This is a genomic window from Celeribacter neptunius (assembly GCF_900113955.1).
GTDB classification, from domain to species: domain Bacteria; phylum Pseudomonadota; class Alphaproteobacteria; order Rhodobacterales; family Rhodobacteraceae; genus Celeribacter; species Celeribacter neptunius.
Window position 1 is genome coordinate 243,217 of sequence record NZ_FORH01000005.1, and the last position, 24,768, is coordinate 267,984.

Annotated in this window: 21 protein-coding genes; 11 read left to right on the top strand and 10 right to left on the bottom strand. The window is 60.8% G+C overall.

The window, feature by feature from the left end:
* Window positions 1-37: 37 nt before the first annotated feature.
* From BM151_RS14005 to BM151_RS14020, 4 genes are all read left to right on the top strand, one after another.
* Window positions 38-922 carry an S-methyl-5'-thioadenosine phosphorylase gene (locus tag BM151_RS14005; RefSeq protein ID WP_090061348.1) on the top strand — a complete coding sequence of 295 codons (885 nt, stop codon included), beginning with the start codon at window positions 38-40 and terminating at the stop codon, window positions 920-922.
* A 4-nt stretch (window positions 923-926) separates the two neighbouring features.
* Entirely contained in the window at window positions 927-1,553 is a 627-nt protein-coding gene (locus BM151_RS14010; RefSeq protein ID WP_090061349.1) for a LysE family translocator, read from the top strand.
* 27 nt (window positions 1,554-1,580) lie between these two features.
* On the top strand, window positions 1,581-2,111 hold the full coding sequence (locus tag BM151_RS14015) for an adenine phosphoribosyltransferase (protein ID WP_090061350.1): 531 nt from the start codon (window positions 1,581-1,583) through the stop codon (window positions 2,109-2,111).
* 308 nt (window positions 2,112-2,419) lie between these two features.
* Entirely contained in the window at window positions 2,420-3,190 is a 771-nt protein-coding gene (locus BM151_RS14020; protein ID WP_090061351.1) for an EcsC family protein, read from the top strand.
* 12 nt (window positions 3,191-3,202) lie between these two features.
* On the opposite strand, the gene ptsP is transcribed toward BM151_RS14020, so the two are convergent.
* The 7 genes from ptsP to BM151_RS14055 all read right to left on the bottom strand — a co-directional run bounded on the left by ptsP (window position 3,203) and on the right by BM151_RS14055 (window position 10,855).
* Entirely contained in the window at window positions 3,203-5,455 is a 2,253-nt protein-coding gene (ptsP, locus tag BM151_RS14025) for a phosphoenolpyruvate--protein phosphotransferase (protein WP_090061352.1), read from the bottom strand.
* A gap of 198 nt (window positions 5,456-5,653) precedes the next feature.
* Window positions 5,654-6,019 (bottom strand): DUF4260 domain-containing protein, encoded by a 366-nt coding sequence (locus BM151_RS14030; RefSeq protein WP_090061353.1) that lies wholly within the window; start codon window positions 6,017-6,019, stop codon window positions 5,654-5,656.
* A gap of 124 nt (window positions 6,020-6,143) precedes the next feature.
* Window positions 6,144-7,379: an aspartate kinase gene (locus tag BM151_RS14035; protein WP_090061354.1), complete on the bottom strand. Its 1,236-nt coding sequence runs from the start codon at window positions 7,377-7,379 to the stop codon at window positions 6,144-6,146.
* 109 nt (window positions 7,380-7,488) lie between these two features.
* Window positions 7,489-8,142, bottom strand: a complete 654-nt coding sequence (locus BM151_RS14040; protein WP_245781216.1) for an SDR family oxidoreductase — start codon at window positions 8,140-8,142, stop codon at window positions 7,489-7,491.
* A gap of 194 nt (window positions 8,143-8,336) precedes the next feature.
* Window positions 8,337-8,861, bottom strand: a complete 525-nt coding sequence (locus BM151_RS14045; RefSeq protein ID WP_090061355.1) for a DUF1178 family protein — start codon at window positions 8,859-8,861, stop codon at window positions 8,337-8,339.
* Between the two features lie 73 nt (window positions 8,862-8,934).
* On the bottom strand, window positions 8,935-9,414 hold the full coding sequence (locus BM151_RS14050; protein WP_090061356.1) for an NUDIX hydrolase: 480 nt from the start codon (window positions 9,412-9,414) through the stop codon (window positions 8,935-8,937).
* Window positions 9,415-9,556: 142 nt separating this feature from the next.
* Window positions 9,557-10,855: a 3-deoxy-D-manno-octulosonic acid transferase gene (locus BM151_RS14055; RefSeq protein WP_090061357.1), complete on the bottom strand. Its 1,299-nt coding sequence runs from the start codon at window positions 10,853-10,855 to the stop codon at window positions 9,557-9,559.
* Between the two features lie 232 nt (window positions 10,856-11,087).
* On the opposite strand from BM151_RS14055, the gene BM151_RS14060 reads away from it, so the two are divergent.
* A complete protein-coding gene (locus tag BM151_RS14060; RefSeq protein WP_090061460.1) occupies window positions 11,088-12,107 on the top strand; it encodes a cytochrome-c peroxidase in 1,020 nt (339 codons plus the stop codon).
* 227 nt (window positions 12,108-12,334) lie between these two features.
* On the opposite strand, the gene BM151_RS14065 is transcribed toward BM151_RS14060, so the two are convergent.
* Entirely contained in the window at window positions 12,335-12,772 is a 438-nt protein-coding gene (locus tag BM151_RS14065; RefSeq protein WP_090061358.1) for a hypothetical protein, read from the bottom strand.
* 62 nt (window positions 12,773-12,834) lie between these two features.
* On the bottom strand, window positions 12,835-13,491 hold the full coding sequence (locus tag BM151_RS14070) for a hypothetical protein (RefSeq protein ID WP_143093107.1): 657 nt from the start codon (window positions 13,489-13,491) through the stop codon (window positions 12,835-12,837).
* Window positions 13,492-13,748: 257 nt separating this feature from the next.
* Here BM151_RS14070 and BM151_RS14075 point away from each other — a divergent pair, with 257 nt between their 5' ends.
* The 5 genes from BM151_RS14075 (at window position 13,749) to BM151_RS14095 (ending at window position 23,340) form a co-directional block, all read left to right on the top strand.
* On the top strand, window positions 13,749-15,635 hold the full coding sequence (locus tag BM151_RS14075) for a tetratricopeptide repeat protein (RefSeq protein WP_090061360.1): 1,887 nt from the start codon (window positions 13,749-13,751) through the stop codon (window positions 15,633-15,635).
* 270 nt (window positions 15,636-15,905) lie between these two features.
* Window positions 15,906-18,080, top strand: a complete 2,175-nt coding sequence (katG, locus tag BM151_RS14080) for a catalase/peroxidase HPI (RefSeq protein ID WP_090061361.1) — start codon at window positions 15,906-15,908, stop codon at window positions 18,078-18,080.
* Between the two features lie 398 nt (window positions 18,081-18,478).
* A complete protein-coding gene (locus BM151_RS14085) occupies window positions 18,479-20,710 on the top strand; it encodes a VapE domain-containing protein (RefSeq protein WP_090061362.1) in 2,232 nt (743 codons plus the stop codon).
* Window positions 20,711-21,074: 364 nt separating this feature from the next.
* On the top strand, window positions 21,075-21,593 hold the full coding sequence (locus BM151_RS14090; protein ID WP_090061363.1) for a terminase small subunit: 519 nt from the start codon (window positions 21,075-21,077) through the stop codon (window positions 21,591-21,593).
* The gene (locus BM151_RS14095) at window positions 21,583-23,340 is read left to right on the top strand and encodes a phage terminase large subunit family protein (protein ID WP_090061364.1); all 1,758 of its coding nucleotides are present in this window, start codon (window positions 21,583-21,585) and stop codon (window positions 23,338-23,340) included. Before BM151_RS14090 ends, BM151_RS14095 begins: the two co-directional genes overlap by 11 nt.
* Here BM151_RS14095 and BM151_RS14100 read toward each other — a convergent pair.
* On the bottom strand, window positions 23,337-23,651 hold the full coding sequence (locus BM151_RS14100; protein ID WP_090061365.1) for a hypothetical protein: 315 nt from the start codon (window positions 23,649-23,651) through the stop codon (window positions 23,337-23,339). The genes BM151_RS14095 and BM151_RS14100 overlap by 4 nt on opposite strands.
* Before the next feature lie 562 nt (window positions 23,652-24,213).
* Between BM151_RS14100 and BM151_RS14105 the strand changes: the two genes are divergently transcribed.
* The gene (locus tag BM151_RS14105; RefSeq protein ID WP_090061366.1) at window positions 24,214-24,768 is read left to right on the top strand and encodes a hypothetical protein; all 555 of its coding nucleotides are present in this window, start codon (window positions 24,214-24,216) and stop codon (window positions 24,766-24,768) included.

Here is a 24,768-nt window from a genome sequence, read left to right on the forward strand (position 1 = left end):
AAAGTCGGCGCGGGCAAATCAGAGAATGAGGCAGAACATGGCGGAACAACAGCGGGTCATTGGCGTGATGGGCGGATCGGGGGTCTATGAGATCGACGGGCTGGCAGATGCCACATGGCAAGAGGTGACGACGCCCTGGGGCGATCCGTCGGACGCTTTGCTCACAGGGACGCTCGACGGCGTCAAAATGGTCTTTCTGCCGCGCCACGGCCGCGGCCATGTGCAGTCGCCTTCGACCGTCAATTACCGCGCCAATATCGATGCGATGAAACAGACGGGGGTCACCGATCTCGTCTCCGTCTCTGCCGTCGGAAGTTTCCGCGAGGAAATGGCCCCGGGGGATTTCGTCATCGTCGATCAGTTCATCGACCGGACTTTTGCGCGCGAAAAGAGTTTCTTCGGCACCGGCTGCGTCGCCCATGTTTCGGTCGCCCACCCGGTCTGCGAGCGGCTCTCGGGGCTGGCCTATGAGGCGGCGCGTCAGACCGGGGTGACCGTGCATAAGGGCGGCACCTATCTGGCCATGGAAGGCCCGCAATTCTCGTCGATTGCCGAGAGCAAGATGTATCGCGAAAGCTGGGGCTGCGATGTTATCGGCATGACCAATATGCCGGAGGCGAAACTCGCCCGCGAGGCGGAGATTTGTTACGCCTCGATTGCCATGGTCACCGATTACGACAGCTGGCACCCGGATCACGGCGCGGTGCAGATCACCGATATCATCGCGACGCTGAAGGCCAATACGGCCCATGCGAAATCTCTGGTCGCGGCGCTGCCCGGGCTGTTGGAAGCCGCTTATGCCCCCTGTGAACATGGCTGTGACAGAGCCTTGGAATACGCCATCATGACCGCGCCCGACAAACGCGATGCGGCGCTGATCGAAAAGCTCTCGACCGTCGCGGGTCGTGTTCTGAAAGGATAATCCGATGCCCTTCGAACTTTGGCTGGCCTTTGTCGCCGCCTCCACCGCTTTGCTGATGATCCCCGGCCCGACGATCCTCCTGGTGCTTTCCTACGCACTGACCCAAGGCAAACGCGTCGCCGTCGCCACAGCGTTCGGTGTCGCCCTGGGCGATTTCATCGCCATGACCGCCTCTCTTCTGGGGCTCGGTGCGCTGGTGATGGCCTCTGCCACAGCGTTCACCGCACTCAAGTGGGTCGGCGCCGTCTATCTCTTCTACCTCGGGGTCAAGATGCTGAAATCCGCCCCCCACGCCTCTCTCGGCACTGTCGAACAGATGGGCCATGTCAGCTCGAAACAGGTTTTCACACATGCCGCCGCCGTCACTGCGCTGAACCCGAAATCCATCGGCTTCTTCATTGCCTTCGTGCCACAGTTCATCACGCCGGGCACTCCCATCGCCCCTCAGTTCACTGTGCTGATCTCAACCTTCGTCACCCTCGCCACCCTCAATGCCCTGGCCTATGCGCTCCTTGCCAATCGGATGCGCCAGCGCATCCAGCGTCCGCGGGTGTTGCGCAACATGACGCGGGCGGGTGGTATCGCGCTTCTCGGCATGAGCGCCGTGACCGCCACGCTGCGCCGTGCCTGAGACCGGAAAATCCTCAAGGAAAGACCTATGAAAACCGTCAAAGACTATATCCGCACCATCGTCGATTTCCCGCATGAGGGGATCATGTTCCGCGATGTCACCACGTTATTTGCCGATCCGCGCGGCATGCGGCTGGCGATCGATCAGCTCCTCGATCCCTATGTCGGGCAGCGCATCGACAAGGTGGTGGGGCTCGAGGCCCGTGGCTTCATCATCGGCGGCGCCATCGCGCATCAGCTGTCCATTGGCTTCGTGCCGATCCGCAAAAAGGGCAAGCTGCCGGGCGCGGTGATCTCCGAGGATTACCAGCTCGAATATGGCGAGGCGGTGGTCGAGATCCATGATGATGCGATCCAGCCGGGCGAAAAGATCCTCGTGGTCGACGACCTGCTGGCGACCGGCGGCACGGCGGAGGCGGGCATCAAGCTGGTGGAGCGTCTGGGCGGCGAGATTGTCGGCTGTGCCTTCATCATCGACTTGCCGGAGCTGGGTGGCCGCGCCAAGCTCGATGCGCTCGGATATGAAATCCACGCGCTTTGCGAATTCGAAGGGGCATGACCCCTTTCGAAAGGATCCTTAGCTAAGTGTCGCTACGTCCCCCGGAGAGGGACGCTGTTTGTGCCACATGTGAGTGATCATATCGCGCCCTGACCACCCCCCCCGGTCAGGGCGTTTTACGTCTGGGGAGCTATGGAGAGAGGTGTGGAGCATGTGGTGGTTCAGAGCCCTCTGGCGCGTCCGCAACGTCGCATACTTGCCCGGAAGCGCCGCGAAGTGGCCCGGGCGTGCGCCGGACCGCCCCCACACCCCCTGTCCCGAAGATCCGTCACCTTGTCCGATCACCCTCAAGCCCCCACATATGCCTCATGACCAGACCCTTGCCCCCTCTTGAGGATGGCACCAATGCCATTCTTCAGGCCCCGACGCCCGCGGCGATCCGGGCGCTGGCACGGCGCCTCAAGCGCGCCAATCATCCCGGCATGCAGCTTTTGAACATGGTGGGCGGCACCGCCGACGGCTTGTTCGGCAAGCTGCCCGGCCCGGTGCGGGGGCAATTGGAGAGCGCGACGCTCTCGGCTTTGGAACTGGCCTTTGACGGCGCGGCGCGCGGGCGCCGGACGGTCCGGGGCGGCACATGGCTGTCGCGGGCGGTGACCTCGGGGCTGGGTGCGGTCGGTGGGGCAGGGGGGCTGCCCACGGCGCTGGCGGAACTGCCGGTCACCACCACCGTGCTCTTGCACGCCATTCAGAGCGTCGCGGAAGATCACGGTTTCGATCCCGAACGCGAAGACGTGCGCAAGGCCTGTATCCAGGTCTTTGCCGCTGCCGGGCCGCTGGCCGACGATGACGGCGCCGATCTCGGCTTTCTCGCCGCCCGGACGACGGTCACCGGGGCAACGCTGAATTCGATCATCGCCAAGGTGGCGCCACGGCTCTCGGTGGTGCTCGGTCAGAAACTCGCGGCGCAGACCGTGCCGGTTCTGGGGGCCTTTGCCGGGGCGGCGACGAATTACGCCTATACCGCCTATTATCAGGACATGGCCCATGTCAGTTTCGCGATGATGCGCATGGCCGAGGACAGCGATCTCGGCTTCGAGCAGCTCAGAGAGATGCTGCGTCAGGAAATGCAGCGCTAGCGGGCTCGTCGATCAGGCAATGTAGCCCTGGCTGGCAAGGTAAGTCGACAGTTCGCCGCGCACCGATTGCGCGCCGTCGTTGGCCGCACTGTCGATGACCTTGGCCACCTCATCCAGATTCAGCCGCCGCAACAATGCCTTGACTGGTCCGATCGACGCGGGCCGCATCGACAGGGTTCGCACCCCCATGGCCGCGAGCGCCACGGCCTCGAGCGGGCGCCCGGCATCCTCGCCGCAAAACGACACCGGCGTGTCGAATTGATCGCAGCGGGTGACGATCTGGCGGATGAAACTCAGGAAGGAATAATTGAGCGTGTCGTAGCGACGGCGCACGCGCTCGTTTTCCCGGTCGGCCGCAAAGAAGAACTGTTTGAGATCATTGCCGCCGATCGAGATGAAATCGGTCTGCTCGAAAAACAGGTCGGGGGCAAAGGCCAGTGACGGGGTCTCGAGCATGGCGCCGACTTCCAGCTTGGAAGGCACGACATGGCCGAGCTTGCGTTCGCTCTCCATCACGTCCTCGATCATCTCCCGGGCTTCGCGGAATTCGTCGAACTGGGCCACGAAGGGGAACATCACGGTCAGCGGACGGCCCGCAGCGGCGCGGATGAGCGCCTGCAACTGCATCCGCATCACCCCGCGCTTGTCGAGCCCGACGCGGATCGCGCGCCAGCCCATCGCCGGGTTCGGTTCGTCCTGCGGCTTCATATAGGGCAGCACCTTGTCGGACCCGATGTCGAGGGTGCGGAACACCACGCGCTTGCCGCGCGCCGCATCCATCACCCGGGCATAGAGCGAGGCCAGCTCGCCCCGGCGCGGCACCTTGTTGCGAATGAGGAATTGCAGCTCGGTGCGGAACAGCCCGACGCCCTCGGCGCCCGAGGTGGCCAGCGAGGGCAGGTCGGCCATCAGACCGGCGTTCATATGCAGGGCGATGCGTCGGCCGCATTGCGTCGTCGCGGGCAGGCCGACGAGACCGGCAAAGCGTTTCTGGGCCTCGGCCTGCATCGCGATCTTGTCGCGAAACGCCGTGGCGACCGTGTCCTCGGGGCGCAGATGCACGACCCCCTGATCGCCATCGACCAGAATGGCATTGCCATTGAGCGCCTCGGTGGTGATGCCCTCGGCATGGATCACCAGAGGGATCGCCCAGGCGCGCGCCACCACGGCGGCATGCGAGCCGACCGAACCTTGTTCAAGCACGATGCCCTTGAGATCCTTGCCATAGTCCAACAATTCGCCGGGACCGATATTGCGGGCGACAAGAATGGGATTCTCGGGCATCGCCGCGCCGGTTTCCTTGCCCTGACCGGTGAGGATGCGCAGCAGCCGGTTCGACAGGTCGTCGAGATCGTGCAGCCGCTCGCGCATATAGGGATCGGGCACGGTGGCGAGGCGCGAGCGCGCTGCGCCCTGTTCCTTTTCCACCGCCGCCTCGGCCGAGAGACCGCTCGCGATATCCTCTTCCATCCGGCGCATCCAGCCGCGCGAATTGGCGAACATCCGGTAGGCTTCCAGAACCTCGCGCTGGTCTTTCTCGGAGGGTTCGACATTGGCCAGCATGTCATCCACCGAGATCCGCAGGTGATCGACCGCGTCCCGCAGCCGGACGGTTTCGGCCTCCGGATCGTCCGCCACCGGGTTGGTGATCACCACGCGCGGCTCGTGCAGGTAGACATGACCCTCGGCGACGCCCTCCTGACCGGTGGCGCCGCGGAACATCACCGGGTGCTGATGCAGGGCCGGAATGCCGCCATCGTCGCCGACGAAAGCGCCCAGCTCGGTCATCTCGGCCAGCACCATGGCGACCACTTCGAGCGCATAGACCTCGTCACCGGTAAAGGCGCGGGCCTCTTTCGATTGCACGACCAGGACGCCGAGGATCTCGCCCAGCCGCTGGATCGGCAGGCCCAGAAAGCTGGAAAAGATCTCTTCGCCGGTTTCCGGCATGTAGCGAAAACCGCGCTCGGAGGGCGCATCGGCGGTATTGACCATGGAGCGGGTGCGCGCCACACGGCCAACGAGGCCTTCGCCGATCCGCATCCTAGTCTGGTGCACGGCTTCTGACTTGAGACCTTCGGTGGCGCAAAGCTCGAGGGTTTCCTCGTCGCGGAACAGGTAGATCGAGCACACTTCGGTGTGCATGCTGTCGGCGATCAGATGGGTGATGCGATCCAGACGGGTCTGGCCGGCACTGTCCTCGGCCAGAGTGTCCCTGAGCCGGCCCAGAAGCTTCCGGCTTTCGCTCTCCAAATGCTGTGGCATGTCCCCGCCGGTCCTGATCACGCGCCTTGCTGGCGTTGTTTGCGTCTTCTCTTATGCAACGCTTTAGAGCACCGATGTGGGGTTTGCCCAGAGAAAATCAACCATCGGCTGTGTCATGAGCCGATATTTGCGTGGAAAAAGTGCAGAAAAATCCGTGGCTTGATTGTGCAGGTGCAGAAAGATACCCGCTGAGGCGGCTCAGGCAGGCTTGCGCCCGATCCGTCCCAAATGGGTCACGCCGAAGCCTTCCGAGGACTTCAGCCCATATCCCAGCACCCGGTCGAAACCGGCATGCGCAATCCACAACAGCCCGAGACAGAGCGCGACAGGCGCGGCGGTGAGCCAGCCGATCAGGGCGACCAAGGCTCCGAAGGCATAGAGATGCAGGAGGTTGTAGACGACGGCCCCGACACGCGGGCCGGCCCCATAGGCGGCAAAGGACAGGTCGGGTGTGAAGAACAGCAGCGCCGCTGCCCAGAGCGGCAATGGCAGACCGATCTGCCACAGCGCGATCGATGTCGCAAAAAATATAACGCCGCCTTCGAAACGCTGCCAGAGGATCATGGTTCAAATTCCTTCCGTTAAATCATCTCTCGGATATGCGAAGAGGCCGGGCAAAAGAAAACCCCGATCCGCGAGGACCGGGGTTTGCAGATTTGTCGGGGCCGGAGCCCGGCGGCTGTCTCGATCAGGCTTTGTCGAGCTCGAATGCGTCATGCAGCGCCTGCACGGCCAATTCGGTGTATTTGCGATCCACCAGCACGGAAATCTTGATTTCGGAGGTGGCGATGACCTTGATGTTGATGCCCTCGTCGGAGAGCACCTGGAACATCTTGGCGGCGACACCCGATTGCGAGCGCATGCCGATGCCGACCAGCGAGATCTTCGCCACATCGGTGTCGGAGATCAGCTCTTCAAAGTTGAACTTGCCTGCGCTCTTGGCCTCTTCGAGCGCCGCCTTGGCGCGGTTCACCTGATCCACCGGACAGGAGAAGGTCATGTCGGTGCGACCCTCTTCCGAGATGTTCTGAATGATCATGTCGACATTGACACCGGCCTCGGCCAGAGGGCCAAAGATGCTGGCGGCGATGCCGGGACGGTCCGCGATCGAGACCAGGGTCATCTTGGCTTCTTCGCGGGAGGCGGCGATGCCCGAAACAGGTTTGTTTTCCACGATTTCCTCCTCGGCACAGATCAGGGTGCCGGCATTGGGGTCATATTCCTCGAAAGACGAAAGCACGCGCAGTTTCACGCCGAAACGCATGGCCAGTTCCACAGATCGGGTCTGCAGCACCTTGGCGCCCAGAGAGGCCAGTTCGAGCATTTCCTCGAAGGAGACTTTCTCCATCTTGCGGGCCTTGCTCTCGACGCGCGGGTCGGTGGTATAGACCCCGTCCACATCGGTGTAGATGTCGCAACGCTCGGCGCCAAAAGCGGCGGCAAAGGCGACGGCGGTGGTGTCGGAGCCACCGCGGCCCAGCGTGGTGATCCGGCCCTCATGGCTGATGCCCTGAAAACCCGCGACCACGGCCACTTTCATGCCTTCGCCGAATTTGGTCATGAGATTGTCGGTCGGGATCTCTTCGATCCGGGCGGCGCCATGGGCGGAATTGGTCTTCAAGGGCACTTGCCAGCCCTGCCAGCTGCGCGCCGGCACGTCCATTTCCTGCAATGTGAGCGCCATCAGCCCGGCCGTCACGTTCTCGCCCGACGAAACAACGGCGTCATATTCGCGCGCGTCATACATCGGCGAGGTCTCGGAGACATAGCCCACGAGCTTGTTGGTCTCGCCGGACATGGCGGAGACGATGACGATCACATCATAGCCATTGGCAACCTCGCGGCCGACGCGCTTGGCGGCGCGACGGATGCGGTCGAGCGTGGCGACGGATGTGCCGCCGAATTTCATCACGAGAATTGGCATCTTTTGCCCTGTTCCCCCGTCAACAGATTGGTTCCGGCTTCCTAAGAGGCTTGGGCCCAAAGCGCAAGGGTGCGCGGGCTTTCCAAAGGGATTTGACGGTGTTTTTCGCTCAATAGGCGTGGGGTTTTCCGTCCCAGGTCTCGAAACAGCCGGTGGTGGCGGGCGACAGCCCCTCGAAACGGTCGCAGAGCCCGCCTGCCGCCTGTTCCGGCGTGATATCGGCGGCGCTCCCGCCCATGTCGGTCCTGACCCAGCCGGGGTGGTAGATGCCGACGGCGATGCCCTCGGGTTTCAGATCCGTGGCGAGGTTGCGCCCGAGATTGAGCGCGGCGGCTTTCGAGGCGCGGTAGATATAGCTGCCACCCGGGGCACGGGTATGCGAGGCCATTTGCGAGGAGATGATCGCAATCTTGGCATTTTGCGCGGCTCGGAGCGCCGGCAGAAAGGCCTGAATGGTCAGGAACACGCCGGTGACATTGACCGCGAGTTCCTCGGCCCACATGTCTGCCGGATAATCGCTCTCGAGCGACTGCCCCCTGTCGAGATAAAGTCCGGCATTGCAGATCAGCAGATCGATCGGCGTGTCGGACAGTTTCTCCGCCAGCTCCTTGATCGCCGCCGGATCTTTGACATCGAGCGCATGGAGGGTGTCGCTTCCGCTGGTCGAGGTGCCGATCACCTCATAGCCTCGGGTCGTCAAGGCAACGGACATGGCGGCGCCAATGCCACGCGAGGCACCGGTGATCAGAGCTGTGGGCATCATGTGGTCTCCCGGAGAACATGTTTGTGCGCATGGTCGTGGGAAAGCGGTCTGCAGGTCAAGCGCGGCAGGGCGCCCGTCTGTGAAACCCCGATGTGCGCGAACGGATGGGGCTTTCGAACAACGCACCCCCGCCTTCAACGCCTGACATCAGCCACAGGCGCGAAGCCGTGGGACGTGTGTGGCGCTTATTTGGCTCAGTTCATCTTCCGCTTCGGTGTGAAGGGCAGGGGCAGGAGCGGTACGCCCTCTTCCAGCAGGGCCTTGGCCTCGTCGATCTTGGCCTCGCCATAGATCGAACGTGCGGGGGTCTCGCCTTCGTGGATCCTGCGCGCTTCCTTGGCAAATTCGACGCCGACGTAATCCGAGTTGGCCTCGACCTCGGCGCGCAGCTTTGCCACCGCCTGTTCGACCTCTTTGGCGCTGGGGACCGGCGCGGTCATCGGGAGACCGTGCTCGGGTTTCGGAAGATCCGGCGGCTGGGGCGCCCCGTGATGTTCCGAGGCATGTTGATGCTGCTGTTCGACGGATGCCCCCGTGCCTTCGGCGCGGTTGCGGGCGGTGCTGACGCGGGGCGCCATCATTGCCTTTTGCACCTCGGACGAGCCGCAGACCGGACAGCTTACCTGGCCCGAGGCCTTGAGGCTCTCGAAGGCCTCGGCGGAGCGAAACCAGCTTTCGAATTGGTGCTCCTCGGAGCATTTGAGCATGTAGCGGATCATCGAGAGGGTGTTCCAAATGTGCAGAGGCACAGCATAGCCTCGCTCGGAATCCTTTGCAAATCACGGAATGGGGTCAGAGACGATAGGCCCGCGGGTCGAAATGGCGGATGATCTGGGCTAGTTCCGGTTCATCGACCATGTTCGAGGCCTTCTTGGCGGAGACCCATTTGCGTTTGCGCTCGGCGGCTTCGGGGTATTCGTCAAAGACCCAGCGGGCTTTCAGGGGAAACACCGCGACGACGCAGGGCATCGGCAGATCGCCGTCGCGCGGATATTTCAGATAGGAATAGAGCCCGATGCAGATCGGGGCGGGACGGCCTTTGATGCCGGCCTCTTCCCAGGCCTCGGTGGCCGCAGCCTGAACCGGCGTCTGACCGTCCATCGGCCAGCCCTTGGGGATGATCCAGCGTTTGCGGCGGCGCGATTTGATCAGGAGAACTTGCAGCTTGTCCTTGCGCCAGCGCCAGACCAGCGCGCCGAACTGCGTCCGGACACCGGTTTTGGTGCCGGGTCCGAGTTTGACCGGGTGCTGTCTGGTTCTCAGCAATGACACGTGTCCTGACCCTCCTGCGTCCGACCGATTTCCGGCTCCTCCCAAACCCGATGATCGCATCAGACTGAATGATCCGTATCAAAGCTATGTGACAGCTGGAAAGAAAATTCGACGTTCAGGGACTGATCCCGGTCGCGAAGGCTCAGGCCAGCGCCTGTAATTTCGGCAGATCCGCCAGCGCCGCCCAGAAGGCTTCCTGACGCATCTGGTCTTCGCGCAGCGGCGCCAGCGCGGCATGGGCGCGTTGCGCCATTTCCGCAGCGGCTTTCGGATCGGCCATCAGCCCGGCGACCGCGGCGCTCAGCCCGTCGGCATCGGTGAGCAGCCGCGCGGCTTCGGCCTCGTCGAGGGCGCGATAGGCGGCATGGTGGTTGGAGACATGCGGCCCGTGCAGGATCGCGGTGTCGAATTGCACCGGCTCATAGGGGGTATGGCCTCCGCGTTCGACCAGCGAGCCACCGATGAAGGAGATCCCGGCCAGACGATACCACAGTGCCATTTCGCCCAGCGTGTCGGCCAGATAGACCGGCGCGGAGCCGGGTGCCTCGCCCTTCGAACGCTGGGCAAAGGTGAGCCCGGCCTGTTTCAGTTCGGTGATCACGGAATCCGCCCGGGCCGGGTGACGTGGAGCGAGGATCAACCGGGCCGAGAGGTTCTGCCGCCGCAGCGCCTGAAAGGCATCGCAGATCAGCCGTTCTTCACCGGCATGGGTCGAGGCGGCAAGCCAGGTCGTCTCGCGCGCGAACTGCGGCACCAGCGCGTCAAACTCGGCCGAAGGTGTCTCATCGATCTCCACGGTGCTCTTAAGGTTCATCCGCGGCAACAGCACCTCTGCGGGCAGGCCGAGCTGCAACAGGCGCTGTTCCGAGGCCATGTCCTGTGCCGCGAGATGGCTGATGGCCGTGATCGTGCGCCGGGTCACGCCGCCGAAGAGGGGGCTCAGTTTTTCCCAGCGACCAGCGGTCTTTTCCGACATCCGTGCGCCGGCCACGACGACCGGGATGCCGCGCTTGGCCAGAAGCGTGAACCGGTTGGGCCAGATCTCGTTCTCGAGCGAGACCAGAACCGCCGGCCGCATCGTGTCGATGAAACGCGTCAGCACCGGGCGGAGATCCATCGGCGCCAGCCGCACGGTGAGCCGGGGCAGCTTCCATTTGCGCACCATGCGCCGGGCCGAGACGGTGTTGACGGTGACCAGCACTTCGATCCCGGGGGCACGGCGGAGCGCCTCTTCGATCATGCCGCGGGCGGCCGTCAACTCGCCATTCGAGGCCCCGTGCACCCAGAGCACCGGAGCAGCAGAGGGGGGGCGTTTGAGAAGGTCTGCGCCGAACCGTTGTGCAAGATCCGACAGGCGCTCGCGCCCGCGCAGGATCTGGCGCAGCAGGACAAGCGCGAAGAGCGGGCTCAGACAGGTCAGGAGAAAGCGATAGAGGAACAAGCGTGCGGCCCCGGTCGGACAAGTTTGTCTTTGGGCTTACGCGTTTGGCCGGGGGCTTGGCAAGACTCTGCTGATCAAGAAAAGGCTTAGAATTAGAATTGATCTAAATCATAGCCTGTCCGCGGTGCTGTCCTAGGGTCGGGGGTGCGCGCGACATTTCAACAGCATCATCGATGCCAGGGAGAGACAGATGAAATTTGCCCGCTTTCTATTTTTGACCAGCGCGACAGCCATGAGCCTCGGGGCCATGGGCGTGGGGGCTTCGGCCAGCGAGCTGCGCGAGACCGCGCTAGAGTATTTCAGACCGCTGCCTTCCACGGTTCCGGCCGTGGCCGACAATCCGATCACCGAGGAGAAGATCGACCTCGGCAAGGCGTTGTTCTTCGATCCGCGCCTGTCGGCCTCCGGCGTGTTCTCCTGCTATTCTTGCCACAACCTGACCACCGGCGGGGATGACAATATGGAAACCTCGGTCGGCCATGGCTGGCAGAAAGGTCCGCGGAACTCGCCGACCGTGTTCAATGCAGTGTTCAACGAGGCGCAGTTCTGGGACGGGCGTGCCGCGGATCTGAAAGCCCAGGCCAAAGGGCCGATTCAGGCCGGTGTCGAGATGGCCAATACGCCGGAGAATGTCGTCGCGACGCTGAATTCCATGGGGCAATATGTCGACTGGTTCACCGCGGCCTTCCCGGAAGAGGGCGACCCGGTCAGCTTCGACAATATGGCCAAGGCGATCGAAGCCTTCGAAGCCACCTTGCTGACGCCGGCGCCGTTTGACGCCTGGCTCAATGGCGATGACAATGCGATGTCCTCCGACGAACTGGCCGGGCTTGCGCTGTTCATGGACAAGGGCTGCGTGGCCTGTCATTCCGGCGTCAATGTCGGGGGAGAGGGCTATTATCCCTTCGGCCTGATCGAAAAACCGGGCTCCGACATCCTGCCGGAAGGCGATATGGGCCGGTTTGCCGTGACCGCGACCGTGGATGACGAATATGTCTTCCGTGCCGGGCCGCTGCGCAATATCGCTCTCACCGCCCCCTATTTCCATTCCGGCAAGGTCTGGGATCTGAATGTGGCGGTGAAGATCATGGCCGAAAGCCAGCTCGGCGAGGCGCTCTCGGAGGAAGATACCGATCAGATCGTGGCCTTTCTGGGCGCGCTCACCGGCAGCATGCCCGAGATCACGACGCCGGTGCTGCCCGCCGAAACGGCCAGCACACCGCGCCCGCGCCAGGAGGTGATCCCGAACTGATCGCCCCTTTGCTCGGATCGGGGCCAGAGGCCGCCGAACACAGGCTGCGGACCACTGGGCGCCGAATATAGGGCGAGACAGGAAACAGGGCGAGACAGGAAAAGGATAAACAGGAAAAGCCCCGGCCAGGGGGCTGCGCGGATCGTCCCTTCCTGCGCAGCCTCGGGTCGGGGCTTTCATGTCTGAGACCTGTGTGAATTTACCCGTGTGAGCCTATCCGCGTGAGTTTACCCGTTGGAGGGCGCGCCTCGGCCGTCGCGGGCGCGGTCGAGATAGGAGCGCATCATGGTCATGCCGATCCGGTCGACCAATTGCGACATCTGATTTTCCCCCTGACGCTCAAGATCGGTACAGGCGTCCAGCAGGTTCTGGATCGTCTTGTGTTCCTGTGCCGAAAGCGCGGGCAGGGGCTGGTGCGTCTGCCGATTCTCTCCGGCCTGTGGCGTTCTGCGGATCTTGCGCCCTGCGGTCTTGCCGTTCCGGGCCTCCGTAAAGGGCGCGCTCGGGATGTTGCCGGGGACCGGTTGAACCGGCATGTCGCGGGTGAAGGCCAGCGAACAGACCTCCGCAGGGAGGGCAATCTCGACCCGCCGCTTCCGGCCGTGCCGCAGGGCGGAGAGCGCTTTGTCGCGGGGGCCCGTTTGATCCGATCCGTCGTGTGCCATGAGAAATCCTTGAGTGAGAAATCCTTGGGGGAGACATTCGTGGGTGAACCCGAGCCGCAGGCTCAGGCGTTGAGGAGTTTCAGGAAATGTGCCCGCAGTTGATGTTCCTGCGCAGCGAGAAAGGCGAAAGCGGTGGCATCGGGTGTGTAGCGCAGCAAGTCCAGCCCTCCTTCCGGCGTCGGGACAAAGGCAATCAGGGCCGTTCTGTCATCAGACGGCAGTTGACGATGGGTTTCAAGCGCAAGACGCACCATGTCGGTGTCCCCTTGTTCGCATTCCACCACGACAAGCTTGAACCGTTCGGTTTCCAGATGGGCGCAGAGCTCCTCCGTGCAGGTTGCAATACGCGGATTCAACCCTTCTGCGGCGCGCCGTGCAAGGCTTTCTTCCGGCGAAACCCGGCTCAGCAACAAGATATCGTATTCCGATATGGGTTTGCGCATTTTCGAGGCCGTCGCGCCGGGCGCGGTCTCTGCCTCATGTTCCGCCGCATCGGCAAAACTGCCGTCGGAAGAGGTGTCCCGCGGAAGCGGGCGATGTGCGCTGGCATGCGGCGCATTGGAAGGCGTCGTGGCGGGGTGCATTATGTGGCGCGCGACATCAAAGCGCTTTGAATCTCGCGCGAGCGAGAAATCTGACGTGGGACGAGATGAGATGGACATGGTCTGCTCCTTTTCTGCCTGCTGTTTACAAGCCGGAATTTCGAAGGGCAGAAACAAAGGGTTTCATGGCGCCGTATCACGCGATGTTTCGCGCGACACGTTCGGCCATGGTCATGTAACATCTGGTAACAGGTGAGGGTATCTCAGCGTTATGTGCGAAATTTGCGCAATTTTATTGCGATTTCCGCCTCTGAGCTGCTGTTTTTGCACGCTCTTCTTTTTTTGCAAATGAAACATGTTACAGTCGCGAGGTCAGCAATTACTGATGCGTGAGGGGGGCGTCCATGTTGATTGGCGCGGAACGGACTGCGAGGATGCAGCAAGAAGTCGAAGCACTTCTTGAAAGTCCGGCCTTTCAACGCTCCAAAGCCAATCGCTCGCTCCTGAAATATTTGGCGGATGAGGATCTGGCCGGGCGGGGCGACGCGATCAGCGAATATTCGATTGCACAGGATCTGTTGGGGCGTACGGAGAGTTTCGATCCTTCCGTTGACCCGATCGTACGGGTGCGGATGCGGCGCCTGCGCGAGGCGATCGCGAGCTTTTACAGCGCCCATCCCGAACGGTCCTCACAGATCGCCCTGCCGCGCGGCTCCTATATGCTCTCGCTCACCGGTCCTGGGGGGGCAACCGGACAGGCCGTCGCCACGGAGCAGATGGCCGTGGCGCCCCCGGAGGGCTCCGAGCCGGCTCTGGAGGTGGCGGCGGTGACGACCGATCGAGGGGCCGGGGAGGCTGGTGGAGCGACCGATGAGGCCGGGACACAGATTGCGAGCGGAGAAGACGATCCGGCGGGCAAGGGGGCTGGTAAGGGCCCGGCCACAGGGCGTCTGGTTCGACGCGCGCTGTTTGCCGCGCTCGGCCTGCTGTCGATCGCCGCGATTGCCCTGATCGCAACCGTGTTCTGGATGCGATCGTCGCCGGTGCCGGAGACCGCGCAGACCCGGACCCCGTCCGGGTATCCGATCGTGGCGATCGCACCTTTCACCAACCTGACCAAGGACCCGGCCAATGACGTGTTCGAAAAAAGTATTCCGCGGCAGATCGCCGGGGATTTCCAGCGGTTCGGCCGGGCGCGGGTGCACATCCTTTCCGCCGATCTGAAAGAGGAGGCCGCCGGCGCCGATTACCTGCTGCGCGGGTCGATCCTGAGTCTGGAAGGGTCGGTCGATCTGGCGCTTGTGTTCTCGGATGCCGCAAGCGGTGCGGTGTTGATGAAAACGCGGATCACCCGCGATGACCAGGACGGCGATTACGATGCCGCGCTGCGTAAGATCTCGCAGATCGTGACCGGCAACCTGACCGCGCAGGGCGGTCTCCTCAGCGCGCTCAATCAGGAAATGTTTGCCCGGAGCCCCGGTCGCCCGGATCAGGAACGGCTCGGTGTGTTTCGCTGCGTCGTGCTCACCGACGTCTTTCTGACGGATTACGACCCGGCGGAGTTCGAAGCCGCCTATCGTTGTTTCGAGCGGTTCGAGGGAGAATTCGACGATGATCCTGCGGCGCAGGCGGCTTTGGGCACGCTGATGATGCATTCCGTGCCGGAATTCCATTTCATGGATGTCTCCGGCTTGCCGAAGGAGATGCTGTCCACGGCAGATGAGGCGATGCGCTATGCCGAGACTTTGGCAGATCTCTACCCGTCTCTGGATGCGAGCTTCATCCTCTTGGGAGCGATGCGCAATGTGCGTGGCGAAACCGAGCAGGCGATCCGCAGCCTGCAAACCGCTGTCGAGCTGAACCCGGCGAACCCGACCGCACACGGGGTTCTGGCCTATGCCTACCTGTCGGCGGATCTGCTCAACGAGGCGCGCGAGGCCGCGCAGACGGCGGTGCGTCTGAGCGCCGATCCCGCGCCCTATCTCTATTTTCCGCTCATGGTCTCCGGGCTGGTCCACAAGAACGCCCGTCTGGTCGATATGGCGCGGCACCATTACGCGGGCCAGAAACAGCCGGAATATGAGATCGTGCTTCTGGCGGCGGCGGCGATGATTGGGGATCAGGCCGAGATCGAGCGGCTGAAGCGCAAGATCGGCACCCCCGAAGACCCGCTGGCGGAGCTGCGCCCGATCCTGCATGGCGAAATCGCTCTGGGGGCGATTGAACATTATCTCGAGACGGTGGGGGTCGATGTGCCGGATCCGACCTGTCTGTCCTCGGCCTCCGGCAATGTATCGCGCCATATGGAATGCGCCCAATAGGACCCGGATCATCCGGACCTCCTGAAACACTTAGGTCATCTGGATCGGTCACGGGATTGGGGGCGGGCGGTATTTGCCCCTTCGGGGCAAGGCGCGGCTTGGTATAAATTTTTATTATCACATACAGTAATTAATAGAATTTATAATTATCACCTCCGCCTGATAGCTCTTTCAGGGAAGCCTGGTTCCGGGGCAGAGACACCCCCGGGCGCCGGTCGGTCCGCCATAAGCGGATCGCAATTTTGAAAGACCTGTTCAGCGGAGGATCTCATGGACGGAAACGATGTAAAAACAACCGGCAAATGCCCGGTCATGCATGGCGGCAATACCGAGACCGGGGCCTCGGTCATGGATTGGTGGCCGAATGCGCTCAATCTCGACATCCTGCATCAGCATGACACGAAAACCGACCCGATGGGGCCGGATTTCAACTATGCCGATGCGGTCAAGAGCCTCGATTTCGACGCGCTCAAGGCGGATATGCATGCGCTTCTGACCGACAGCCAAGACTGGTGGCCGGCCGACTGGGGCCATTACGGCGGTCTGATGATCCGCATGTCCTGGCATGCTGCGGGCTCATATCGTCTGGCCGATGGGCGGGGCGGGGCCGGCACCGGCAACCAGCGCTTTGCACCTCTGAACTCCTGGCCCGACAACGTCTCGCTCGACAAGGCGCGGCGCCTGTTGTGGCCGATCAAGAAGAAATACGGCAACAAGGTCAGCTGGGCCGATCTTCTGGCTCTGGCCGGCACCATCGCCTATGAGAACATGGGGCTGAAGACCTTTGGTTTCGGCTTTGGTCGTCCCGACATCTGGCAGCCGGAGAAAGACACCTATTGGGGCGCGGAAAAGGAATGGCTGGCGCCGTCCGACGCGCGGTATGAGGATGTCGAAAACCCGGCCTCGATGGAAAACCCGCTGGCGGCCGTGCAGATGGGCTTGATTTACGTGAACCCGGAAGGGGTGAACGGCAAACCCGACCCGATGAAGACGGCGGCGCAGGTGCGCGAGACCTTTGCCCGCATGGCGATGAATGACGAAGAGACCGTGGCGCTTACCGCCGGTGGCCACACGGTCGGTAAGACCCACGGCAATGGCGACGCCTCGGTGCTGGGCGCCGACCCGGAAGCCGCCGGCCCGGAAATGCAGGGGCTTGGCTGGTCCAACCCGAACCAGATGGGCAAGGCCGCCAATGCCGTGACCTCCGGTCTCGAAGGCGCCTGGACCTCGGAACCGACGAAGTTCGACATGGGCTTCTTCGACATGCTGTTCGGTCACGACTGGGAGCTGCGCAAATCTCCTGCCGGCGCCTGGCAATGGGAACCGGTCGACATCAAGGAAGAGGACAAGCCGCTCGACGCTTCCGATCCGACGAAGCGTCACAACCCGATGATGACCGACGCCGATATGGCGATGAAGGTCGACCCGATCTACAATGAGATCTGTCAGAAGTTCATCGCCGATCCCGACTATTTCGCCGAGACCTTCGCCCGCGCCTGGTTCAAGCTGACCCACCGCGACATGGGGCCGAAGGTCCGCTACATCGGCCCGGATGTGCCCGCCGAAGATCTGATCTGGATGGACCCGGTGCCCGCGGGCTCGACTGCCTACGATGTCGATGCGGTGAAGGCGAAAATCGCCGCGGCCGGCCTCTCGGTTGCCGAGATGGTGGCCACGGCCTGGGATTCGGCCCGCACCTATCGTGGCTCCGACATGCGCGGCGGGGCCAATGGCGCCCGTATCCGCCTGGCGCCGCAAAAGGATTGGGAAGGCAATGAACCGGCCCGTCTGGCCAAGGTGCTCTCGGTGCTCGAACCGATTGCCGCAGAGACCGGTGCCTCGATTGCCGACGTGATCGTGCTGGCGGGCAACCTGGGCGTCGAACAGGCGATCAAATCCGCCGGTTTCGACATCCCCGTGCCCTTTGCACCGGGCCGGGGCGACGCCACAGCGGAGATGACCGATGCCGAGAGTTTCGACGTGCTCGAACCCTTGGCGGACGGCTTCCGCAACTGGCTCAAGAAGGACTATGTGGTGGCGCCGGAAGAGATGCTCTTGGATCGGGCCCAGCTCATGGGGCTCACTGCCAATGAGATGACCGTCCTGGTCGGCGGCCTGCGGGCGCTGGGCGCCAATTACGGCGGCAGCACACACGGCGTCTTCACCGACAGGCCCGGTGCGTTGACCACCGACTTCTTCGTCACCTTGACCGACATGGCCTACACCTGGGTGCCGGCCAAGGGCGGGATCTACGAGATCACCGATCGCAAGACCGGCGCGGTGAAATACACCGCGACGCGCACCGATCTGGTGTTCGGCTCGAACTCGATCCTGCGCGCCTATGCCGAGGTCTACGCGCAGGATGACAATGCGGAGAAATTCGTGGGTGATTTCGTCGCCGCCTGGACCAAGGTGATGAATGCAGATCGCTTCGATCTCGCCTGAGCTCATCTGACTGCAGAAGCAAACACGCGGGCGCCCGGAAACGGCGCCCGCTTTCTCTTTGGGATGTCGTCGGACAAAGGGGCAGGGGACCTACCCGGACCAGCGGATGGCAGCCACAGCCAGCGGAGTGAACCCACAAAAGAGAGGCGAGGGGTGAATTTCAGGGGGTATAAAATGGTGCCCGGGGGCGGAGTGCATAAAGTTTCTTAAAACAAAGACTTAGTGAAAAGTGGGACACTTGATCTTCCCATAGTTTCATTAGGTTTTTCGGGAAAATTGTCCCACCATTTTGGGTGGGATTCCGACTGCACAGGCTGCCAGCACATCCTTTCAAAACCTCAAACGAAAAGACCCGCAGGAACGGCAATTCCTAGCGGGTCCAAAATAGGCGTGATGTGATGAAAGATACCCTCGATATCCCAAAGAATCAACCCTCTACAGGCAACCTCACAGGCCTGCTTTCCGACCTGCCCAGCAATCTTATGGCAGCCGCAGACCTCGCTAGGCGCGGCTTCTCTGTCTTTCCTGTCCGCAATTGGGGAGATGGTGAAGCATGGAAACCGGTTAAGGGATTTCCAGAGAAGGCTACACGCGATCTCGACCAGATCCGTGCTTGGTGGGCGATGTGGCCTGATGCGCGCGTGGGCCTTCTGACCGGTGAAGCTAACGGGCTAACCGTGATCGACGTAGATATGAAGAACGGAAAGGATGGTGTCGCCTCTCTTGCTGAGCTGGGCTTCGCTGATCTGGACAAGATGACGCCGGTTCGCAGCCGATCGCCTTCCGGTGGCTGGCACCTCTTCTTTAAATACCAGCCTGGACTCAAAGGCACAGTGGGACGGCTGGGCGAAGGTTTGGACATTCGAAACAACAGACAGTTTGTCATCGCACCTGGCTCATACAAGGATTCAACTCAATATGCCGAGATGGGCGCCCCTTTGGGTGAGACTGAGCTGCCACCCTTTCCTGAATCACTGATCCCTGAGCCGGAACCTGAGCGGCCCACAATTGAACTTCTCACAGTAGCTTCCCCAGATCAGTGCCAATGGGCTGCGGACAGGCTCACAATGCTGGCCGATGACCTTGCCGCCCTTTCGGAAGGGTCGCGCCAGTCGACTCTAAATGAGACCGTACTCTGGGCGGGCGGGGTTGGTGCGCATGGTATGCTTGATCGCGAAGAGACGCGCGAGCTTCTACTGGAAGCCTGTTTTGCGAACGGGCTGCCCGAGAGTGAATTTGAGGCAACCTTTGACCGCGCCTGGAATGACGGAATGCGCAAGCCTGTTTCCGATTTCCCGCTGCTCTACACCGCAGACGACTTCGACGATTTGCAAGTGCAAAGCCCAGCCTTCGAGGCAGGCGAAAAACTAAATCTTGCAACTTTCGCCAATGGCAATATGAAGCCCTCCCTTTCGGCAACCATGTTCTTTCTGATCAAGGTGAACGCTGAGAGGAATCTGGGCCTAAAGTTCAATGAATTTTTGCGGAATGAGGAATGGCTGCGCGGTGAAGTCACAGACGCCGATCAAACTGAAATCAAAATCTGGATCGAACAGGCTGGGATTACGTACGCTTCCTGCCCATTGCACAGCGTTTCAAAATCAGACGCCAATGACGCAATTGCCGCTTTATCGAGAAAGCACCCTCATCACCCTGTTCGCGACTGGCTTTCCTCATTGCATCATGACGGGCAGCGACGGGCTGAAACGCTCTTCATTGATTACCTAGGTTGCCCGGATACGCCTTATTTCAGAGACACCGCCCGACTGCTACTTGTCGCGGCTGTAGCAAGGATTTTTGAACCGGGCCACAAGTTCGATTTCGCCCCGATCATTGAAGGTGCCCAAGGTATTCGGAAATCGACCTTTGTGAAGACGCTGTGTCCAAGGGCGGATTGGTACGGCGATCCACAGATTGACTGGTCCGAAGACAAGCACGTCCTAGAGCAAACACAAGGTATCTGGCTTTTGGAGCTAGGAGAGCTCACCGGGCTGCGCAAAGCCGAGGTGAACGTGATTAAAGCTGCCATTTCACGGACACACGATAAAGCACGAGAGGCGTATGGGCGCAAAAGTCAACGGGTGGCGCGACAGTTCGTCATGATCGGCACCACGAATGATCGTGATTACTTGGTCGACGATGAGAACCGCAGATTTTGGCCGATACCGGCTCAGGTCGAACAGACGGACACCGAGAAACTTGCTAGAGAGATACCTTCAATCTGGGCCGAAGCTGTAGCCATTTATAAGCAGATGCGGACGCAGCAACCCGAAGGGCCGTTACCCCTCCATTTAACCGGTGATGCAGAGAGCCACGCCCGCAGGCTTCAAAAATCTCGGCGCAAAGAGAGCGAGAGCGATGTATTGGCCGGGCAAATCGAACACTGGCTCAACACGCCACTTGGCGACGGGTTTGACGACTTGGACGCAGCGCCGATGCAACCGACATACAGGGACGAAGTGTGCGGGCTGGCTGTATGGCGCGAAATGCTTGGCAATAAAGGTGTGCCCCCTCAGTCCGAACTCACCAAGATCGGCAGAGCCATTGCTTCGCTTGGATGGATCAAGGAAGGGCGCAAACGTCATCCTGAATACGGGCAACAGATAATACACAGGAGGCCCACGTCATGATCTGTGCACCCTGTGCAGCCTTGTGCACCCTAGAAATTCTCAGAGGGTGCACACGAAAACTGTTAAATACCAACGCTTTGATAGCAATGTGCACCCTGTGCACCCTGTGCACCCTAAAAACCCTAAGAGTTTCGGGAGAGAACAGAGACTGTGCTACTGGGTGTCTCGGGCTCGCCTATGAAAAGTATGGAAAAGTGGGTGCACAGGGTGCAAGGGTGCACAGCCGCGCTCAGATCAAGCGGGCAAAAGGCTGGGCATATATACTCGGTCACACATTGGGTCCCTTTAGGGGCCGGTGCATCGCGGAGACTCGGAACCGCGACTCTTTAGCCGATTCAAAATTTTCAAATGATGGGAGTCAGAAATGCACTCTGATTTAACTGCACTCCTCTCTTCCGACGAGCCCGCAACCTCGCAGCAAGGATTGCCGGTTGAAATGCGCGAAGGTGAGTTGGCAACCCTGTTAGGGGTAACGGGTAGCCGAGTGCGCACGCTGGCGCAGGATGGCGCAATCGTTAGATCGCGGCGCGGCTGGTATGACGTTGCCGCGAGCGTGACAGCCTACTGCGCCCGGCTGCGAGAGGCCGCCGAACGGGCTGGCCGCCCGTCTTTGCAATCGGATGAAGTGAAGGCCGCTGCGGCGAGGCTCAAAGCCGCGCAAGCTGACCTTGCAGAACTAAAAGCCTCGCAGGCGCGCGGAGAGGTGGTCCCGATCGCCGATGTGGTGCGAGAATGGGCCAGCTTGCTCCGAGACCTGCGCAACGCTCTCCTGGCCGTTCCCAGCCGCTGCGGCGCCAGCCTGCCTCATCTCACCGCGACAGACATTTCCACAATGGAACAGGAAATCAGAATCGCCTTGGAGGGCTTGGCCGATGCAGATTGAACAGGTTCGCCGCGAAGCCTTGAAAGCTCTACTACCGTCACCCAACGTGCCGCTTGCGGACTGGATCGAGTCCAACGTCTATATTCCCGCGAGTGCATCGGCCTTGCCGGGGAAAATGAAGCTGTGGCCGTTCCAGCGCGGCTGGTGCGAAGCCCTCGAAGATCCCGAGATTGAGCGCATCACCATCGCCAAGGGCGCTCGCATTGGGTACACGCAATGGCTTTCCGCCTCGCTGGCTCATTTCGTGGCGAACGCGCCCGCTCCGATCATTGCCCTACAACCCACCAGCGACGATGCGCGGGATTTCAGCGTGGAACTTGAATCTATGTTTGAAGCCTCGCCCGAACTGCGGGGCCTTCTGACCGATGATGATGCGAATGGGCGCTCCACGATGCTCGCGAGACGGTTCCCCGGTGGCTCGCTCAAATTTCTAGCGGCCAAGTCGCCTCGCAATCTGCGGCGCCACACAACGCGCTTCCTCGCGATGGATGAGGTCGATGGCTATGAGATCACGCAAGAGGGCGATCCCATCAAGTTAGCGGAGATGAGGACACTTACCTTTCGTGACCGAAAAATCTTGGCAGGCTCAACACCTGTCTTCGATTATGGCCCGATTACCCGGCTCTACAGTGAATCCGATCAACGGGTGTTTGAATGCAAATGCCCGAGTTGCGGGGAGTATTCCGAGATCAAATGGGCCGATATTCGCTGGCGCGAAGGCGATCCAGAGTCCGCGCATTGGGTGTGCCCTAATAACGGCTGCGTGATCGAAGAACGACACAAGCCCGAAATGGTGGCAAATGGACGTTGGCGCGCAACCAAGCCCGAGGTAAAAGGTCACGCTGGTTTCAAGATCAATTGCCTTGTGAGCCCGCACCACAACGCCCGCTGGAGCAATCTGGCCGCTGAGTTTCTGACAGCGAAAAAGAGCCCCGAGACGCTGCAAGTGTTCACCAACACCATATTGGGCGAGCCTTGGAAAACAGAGGGTGAGGATTTCGACGAGCACGAACTCTTCGGGCGTCGGGAATCGTTCAGTATAGAAAACCTGCCGCCCGAACTTTTGTTTTTGACTCTTGGCGTAGATTGTCAGGACGATAGACTCGAACTGGTTCTGATGGGCCACACGGAAACAGATTGGCTTATCCTCGATCACAGAGTGTTTTGGGGGCCTATTGATGGAGAAGCCGTCTGGCAGGACCTCGATTCCCTGTTGCGTGAAAGCTGGCCGCATCCCAAGGGCGGAACAATTCGAGTTGATGCTTGCGCAATCGACAGTGGGGACGGTGGCCATTTGGAAACTGTAATGGGGTTCGCAAAACCCCGGTTTTCGCGGCGTGTCGTGCCGATTAAAGGTGTTCCGGGGTTCTCTCGCGCGTTGCTGCAAAAGTCCGGCACGAGAGGCCAGCACTTGTGGCTTTGTGGCGTAGATGCTGCAAAATCGCAGTTGTTTACCCGCGTAGCCCGGAAAGAGGGAATCCGCTTTTCCGAGGACCTTTCTCCTGTATTTTTCGAGCAATTCGCTTCGGAAAAGCGGGTTCTCAGATACGCGCACGGGAAGCCGCAACCACGCTTCGAAAGGATCAAAGGCAAACGCGCGGAGTCGCTGGACGCTTCAGTTTACGCGTTGGCAGTTCGATCACTGATCAACCAAAGGCTTGATCTGCGGGCGGAAGAACTTGCCAGCGCAGCCGCACCGAAGAAACAGGAACGGGTTATCCGGAGTCGCTGGCTCTCCGGCGCTTAAACGCAATCTCTGAGAATTCCCTCAGATTGGTATGCGAAGTCGTCAAAGGTGAGATAATAGCGCTCGCAATCATTTCCAAAGTTAGAACGGCATTTCAGGTATTTCTGTGCTGCATCTTTCATGGTGAAGAGCTTGCCATAGAAATATTCAACCGAGACGCATTTGGTGTCATCGCTCAGGCGTGCGAACGCGTCATCATACTTTTCGTACAAGGTGCCGCAAAGCATTTCCAATTCGTTGTTTGACGATTTGAAGTCTAGAGTTTCCACCGGTTGCTGTACGATTTCTCGTATTCTCTCGAATTCCTGCATCTTCACAAATCCCCTTCAAAACAATGAATCAATCGGTGACAGCATAGGATCGACCGTCCTCCCAGTACAGCCGCGTTAGAGCCGCTGGCGTAATCCCTCTGGCACTGCACGCTTCCACATACTTCGAATAGGGAATGAAGGCTTGCCGCATTTTGCCATGTCGCCAAGGCTTGCGACGAATGGGTCTGCCTAATTCAGACTGACTGCACCCCAGGTGCTCTGCCGCAGCTTTCAAGAGAACGTATGTCTTAGGTTCGTCTGTCATCGGAACCCTCCTTTAACAAAATAGCCGACCACCCCACTCTCAGAAAGGATGGCCGGCCGGGCGTGCGAGGAGGCCGAAATCCTCATACGCCAACTCTGTTTCGGGTGTGTACGACTGGCCGAACGTGCCGCCCAGTCGCAATTTTCCACCATCATCGTCGGCTCAGAGAAGGATGCAGATAGCCGATTTGAGCTTTCGATAGAACCTTACTAACACTCTTGCATAACTCTGTGCAAGATATTTGTTGCACAACTTTGTGCTAGTGTGTTATTCGAGAGAAAATTACAGGAGACAACCATGCGCCTCGCAGAGATCGCCAACAAACTTGCAGCCCATGAGGCAATGGAAGCCGATGCCCTCCACAACGTCCTTCGGGGGCCAGCGGTTAAGGTTCTTTTTTCTGCACAGCCTGGGCGAGGCCGCACCAGCGCCGCCGAGTATGCCGCAGAAGAACTTGCACGGGCGCGCTTGCTCTTGGCTGCACGCGACTGCGGCTTGACGGGTCCTGAACTCGCAACATTCAACAATGCTCTCAATGAGCCCCCTAAAGCCGGTATTCTCACACCTCCGAGCGCGAAAGTTGACGGTGGCACATTTTATGAGAATGGCCTTCGGACGCTGATCCGGGGGACGCGCGCTGGTGAGAACTGGGACGTTCGTGTTCGCTTCACGCTCACCCAAGACGGGAAACGTCGCATCTCACCTTGGGTGCGGTGGGAAAAGTGGGAGGAGTCCCGCAGAGCCTCCGCAGCTGTGGATCTTCTTTACAGCGAAATCCCGCGCGGAATGGTGATCATTCCCGCCTCTGATCTGATCCGCCCGCTTCTCGATCTGATTCCCGAGGAAGATTAA

Bases quoted from the DNA above. Each gene is read 5' to 3' on its own strand.
- BM151_RS14045 (WP_090061355.1), bottom strand. From the start codon at position 8,861: ATGATCCGCTACATGCTCAAATGCTCCGAGGAGCACCAATTCGAAAGC.
- BM151_RS14100 (WP_090061365.1), bottom strand. From the start codon at position 23,651: ATGCAGGAATTCGAGAGAATACGAGAAATCGTACAGCAACCGGTGGAA.
- BM151_RS14035 (WP_090061354.1), bottom strand. From the start codon at position 7,379: ATGCCAATTCTCGTGATGAAATTCGGCGGCACATCCGTCGCCACGCTC.
- BM151_RS14085 (WP_090061362.1), top strand. From the start codon at position 18,479: ATGAAAGATACCCTCGATATCCCAAAGAATCAACCCTCTACAGGCAAC.
- BM151_RS14030 (WP_090061353.1), bottom strand. From the start codon at position 6,019: ATGATCCTCTGGCAGCGTTTCGAAGGCGGCGTTATATTTTTTGCGACA.
- ptsP (WP_090061352.1), bottom strand. From the start codon at position 5,455: ATGCCACAGCATTTGGAGAGCGAAAGCCGGAAGCTTCTGGGCCGGCTC.
- BM151_RS14065 (WP_090061358.1), bottom strand. From the start codon at position 12,772: ATGGCACACGACGGATCGGATCAAACGGGCCCCCGCGACAAAGCGCTC.
- BM151_RS14075 (WP_090061360.1), top strand. From the start codon at position 13,749: ATGCAGCAAGAAGTCGAAGCACTTCTTGAAAGTCCGGCCTTTCAACGC.
- BM151_RS14020 (WP_090061351.1), top strand. From the start codon at position 2,420: ATGACCAGACCCTTGCCCCCTCTTGAGGATGGCACCAATGCCATTCTT.
- BM151_RS14105 (WP_090061366.1), top strand. From the start codon at position 24,214: ATGCGCCTCGCAGAGATCGCCAACAAACTTGCAGCCCATGAGGCAATG.
- BM151_RS14015 (WP_090061350.1), top strand. From the start codon at position 1,581: ATGAAAACCGTCAAAGACTATATCCGCACCATCGTCGATTTCCCGCAT.
- BM151_RS14095 (WP_090061364.1), top strand. From the start codon at position 21,583: ATGCAGATTGAACAGGTTCGCCGCGAAGCCTTGAAAGCTCTACTACCG.
- katG (WP_090061361.1), top strand. From the start codon at position 15,906: ATGGACGGAAACGATGTAAAAACAACCGGCAAATGCCCGGTCATGCAT.
- BM151_RS14040 (WP_245781216.1), bottom strand. From the start codon at position 8,142: ATGATGCCCACAGCTCTGATCACCGGTGCCTCGCGTGGCATTGGCGCC.
- BM151_RS14090 (WP_090061363.1), top strand. From the start codon at position 21,075: ATGCACTCTGATTTAACTGCACTCCTCTCTTCCGACGAGCCCGCAACC.
- BM151_RS14005 (WP_090061348.1), top strand. From the start codon at position 38: ATGGCGGAACAACAGCGGGTCATTGGCGTGATGGGCGGATCGGGGGTC.
- BM151_RS14010 (WP_090061349.1), top strand. From the start codon at position 927: ATGCCCTTCGAACTTTGGCTGGCCTTTGTCGCCGCCTCCACCGCTTTG.
- BM151_RS14060 (WP_090061460.1), top strand. From the start codon at position 11,088: ATGAGCCTCGGGGCCATGGGCGTGGGGGCTTCGGCCAGCGAGCTGCGC.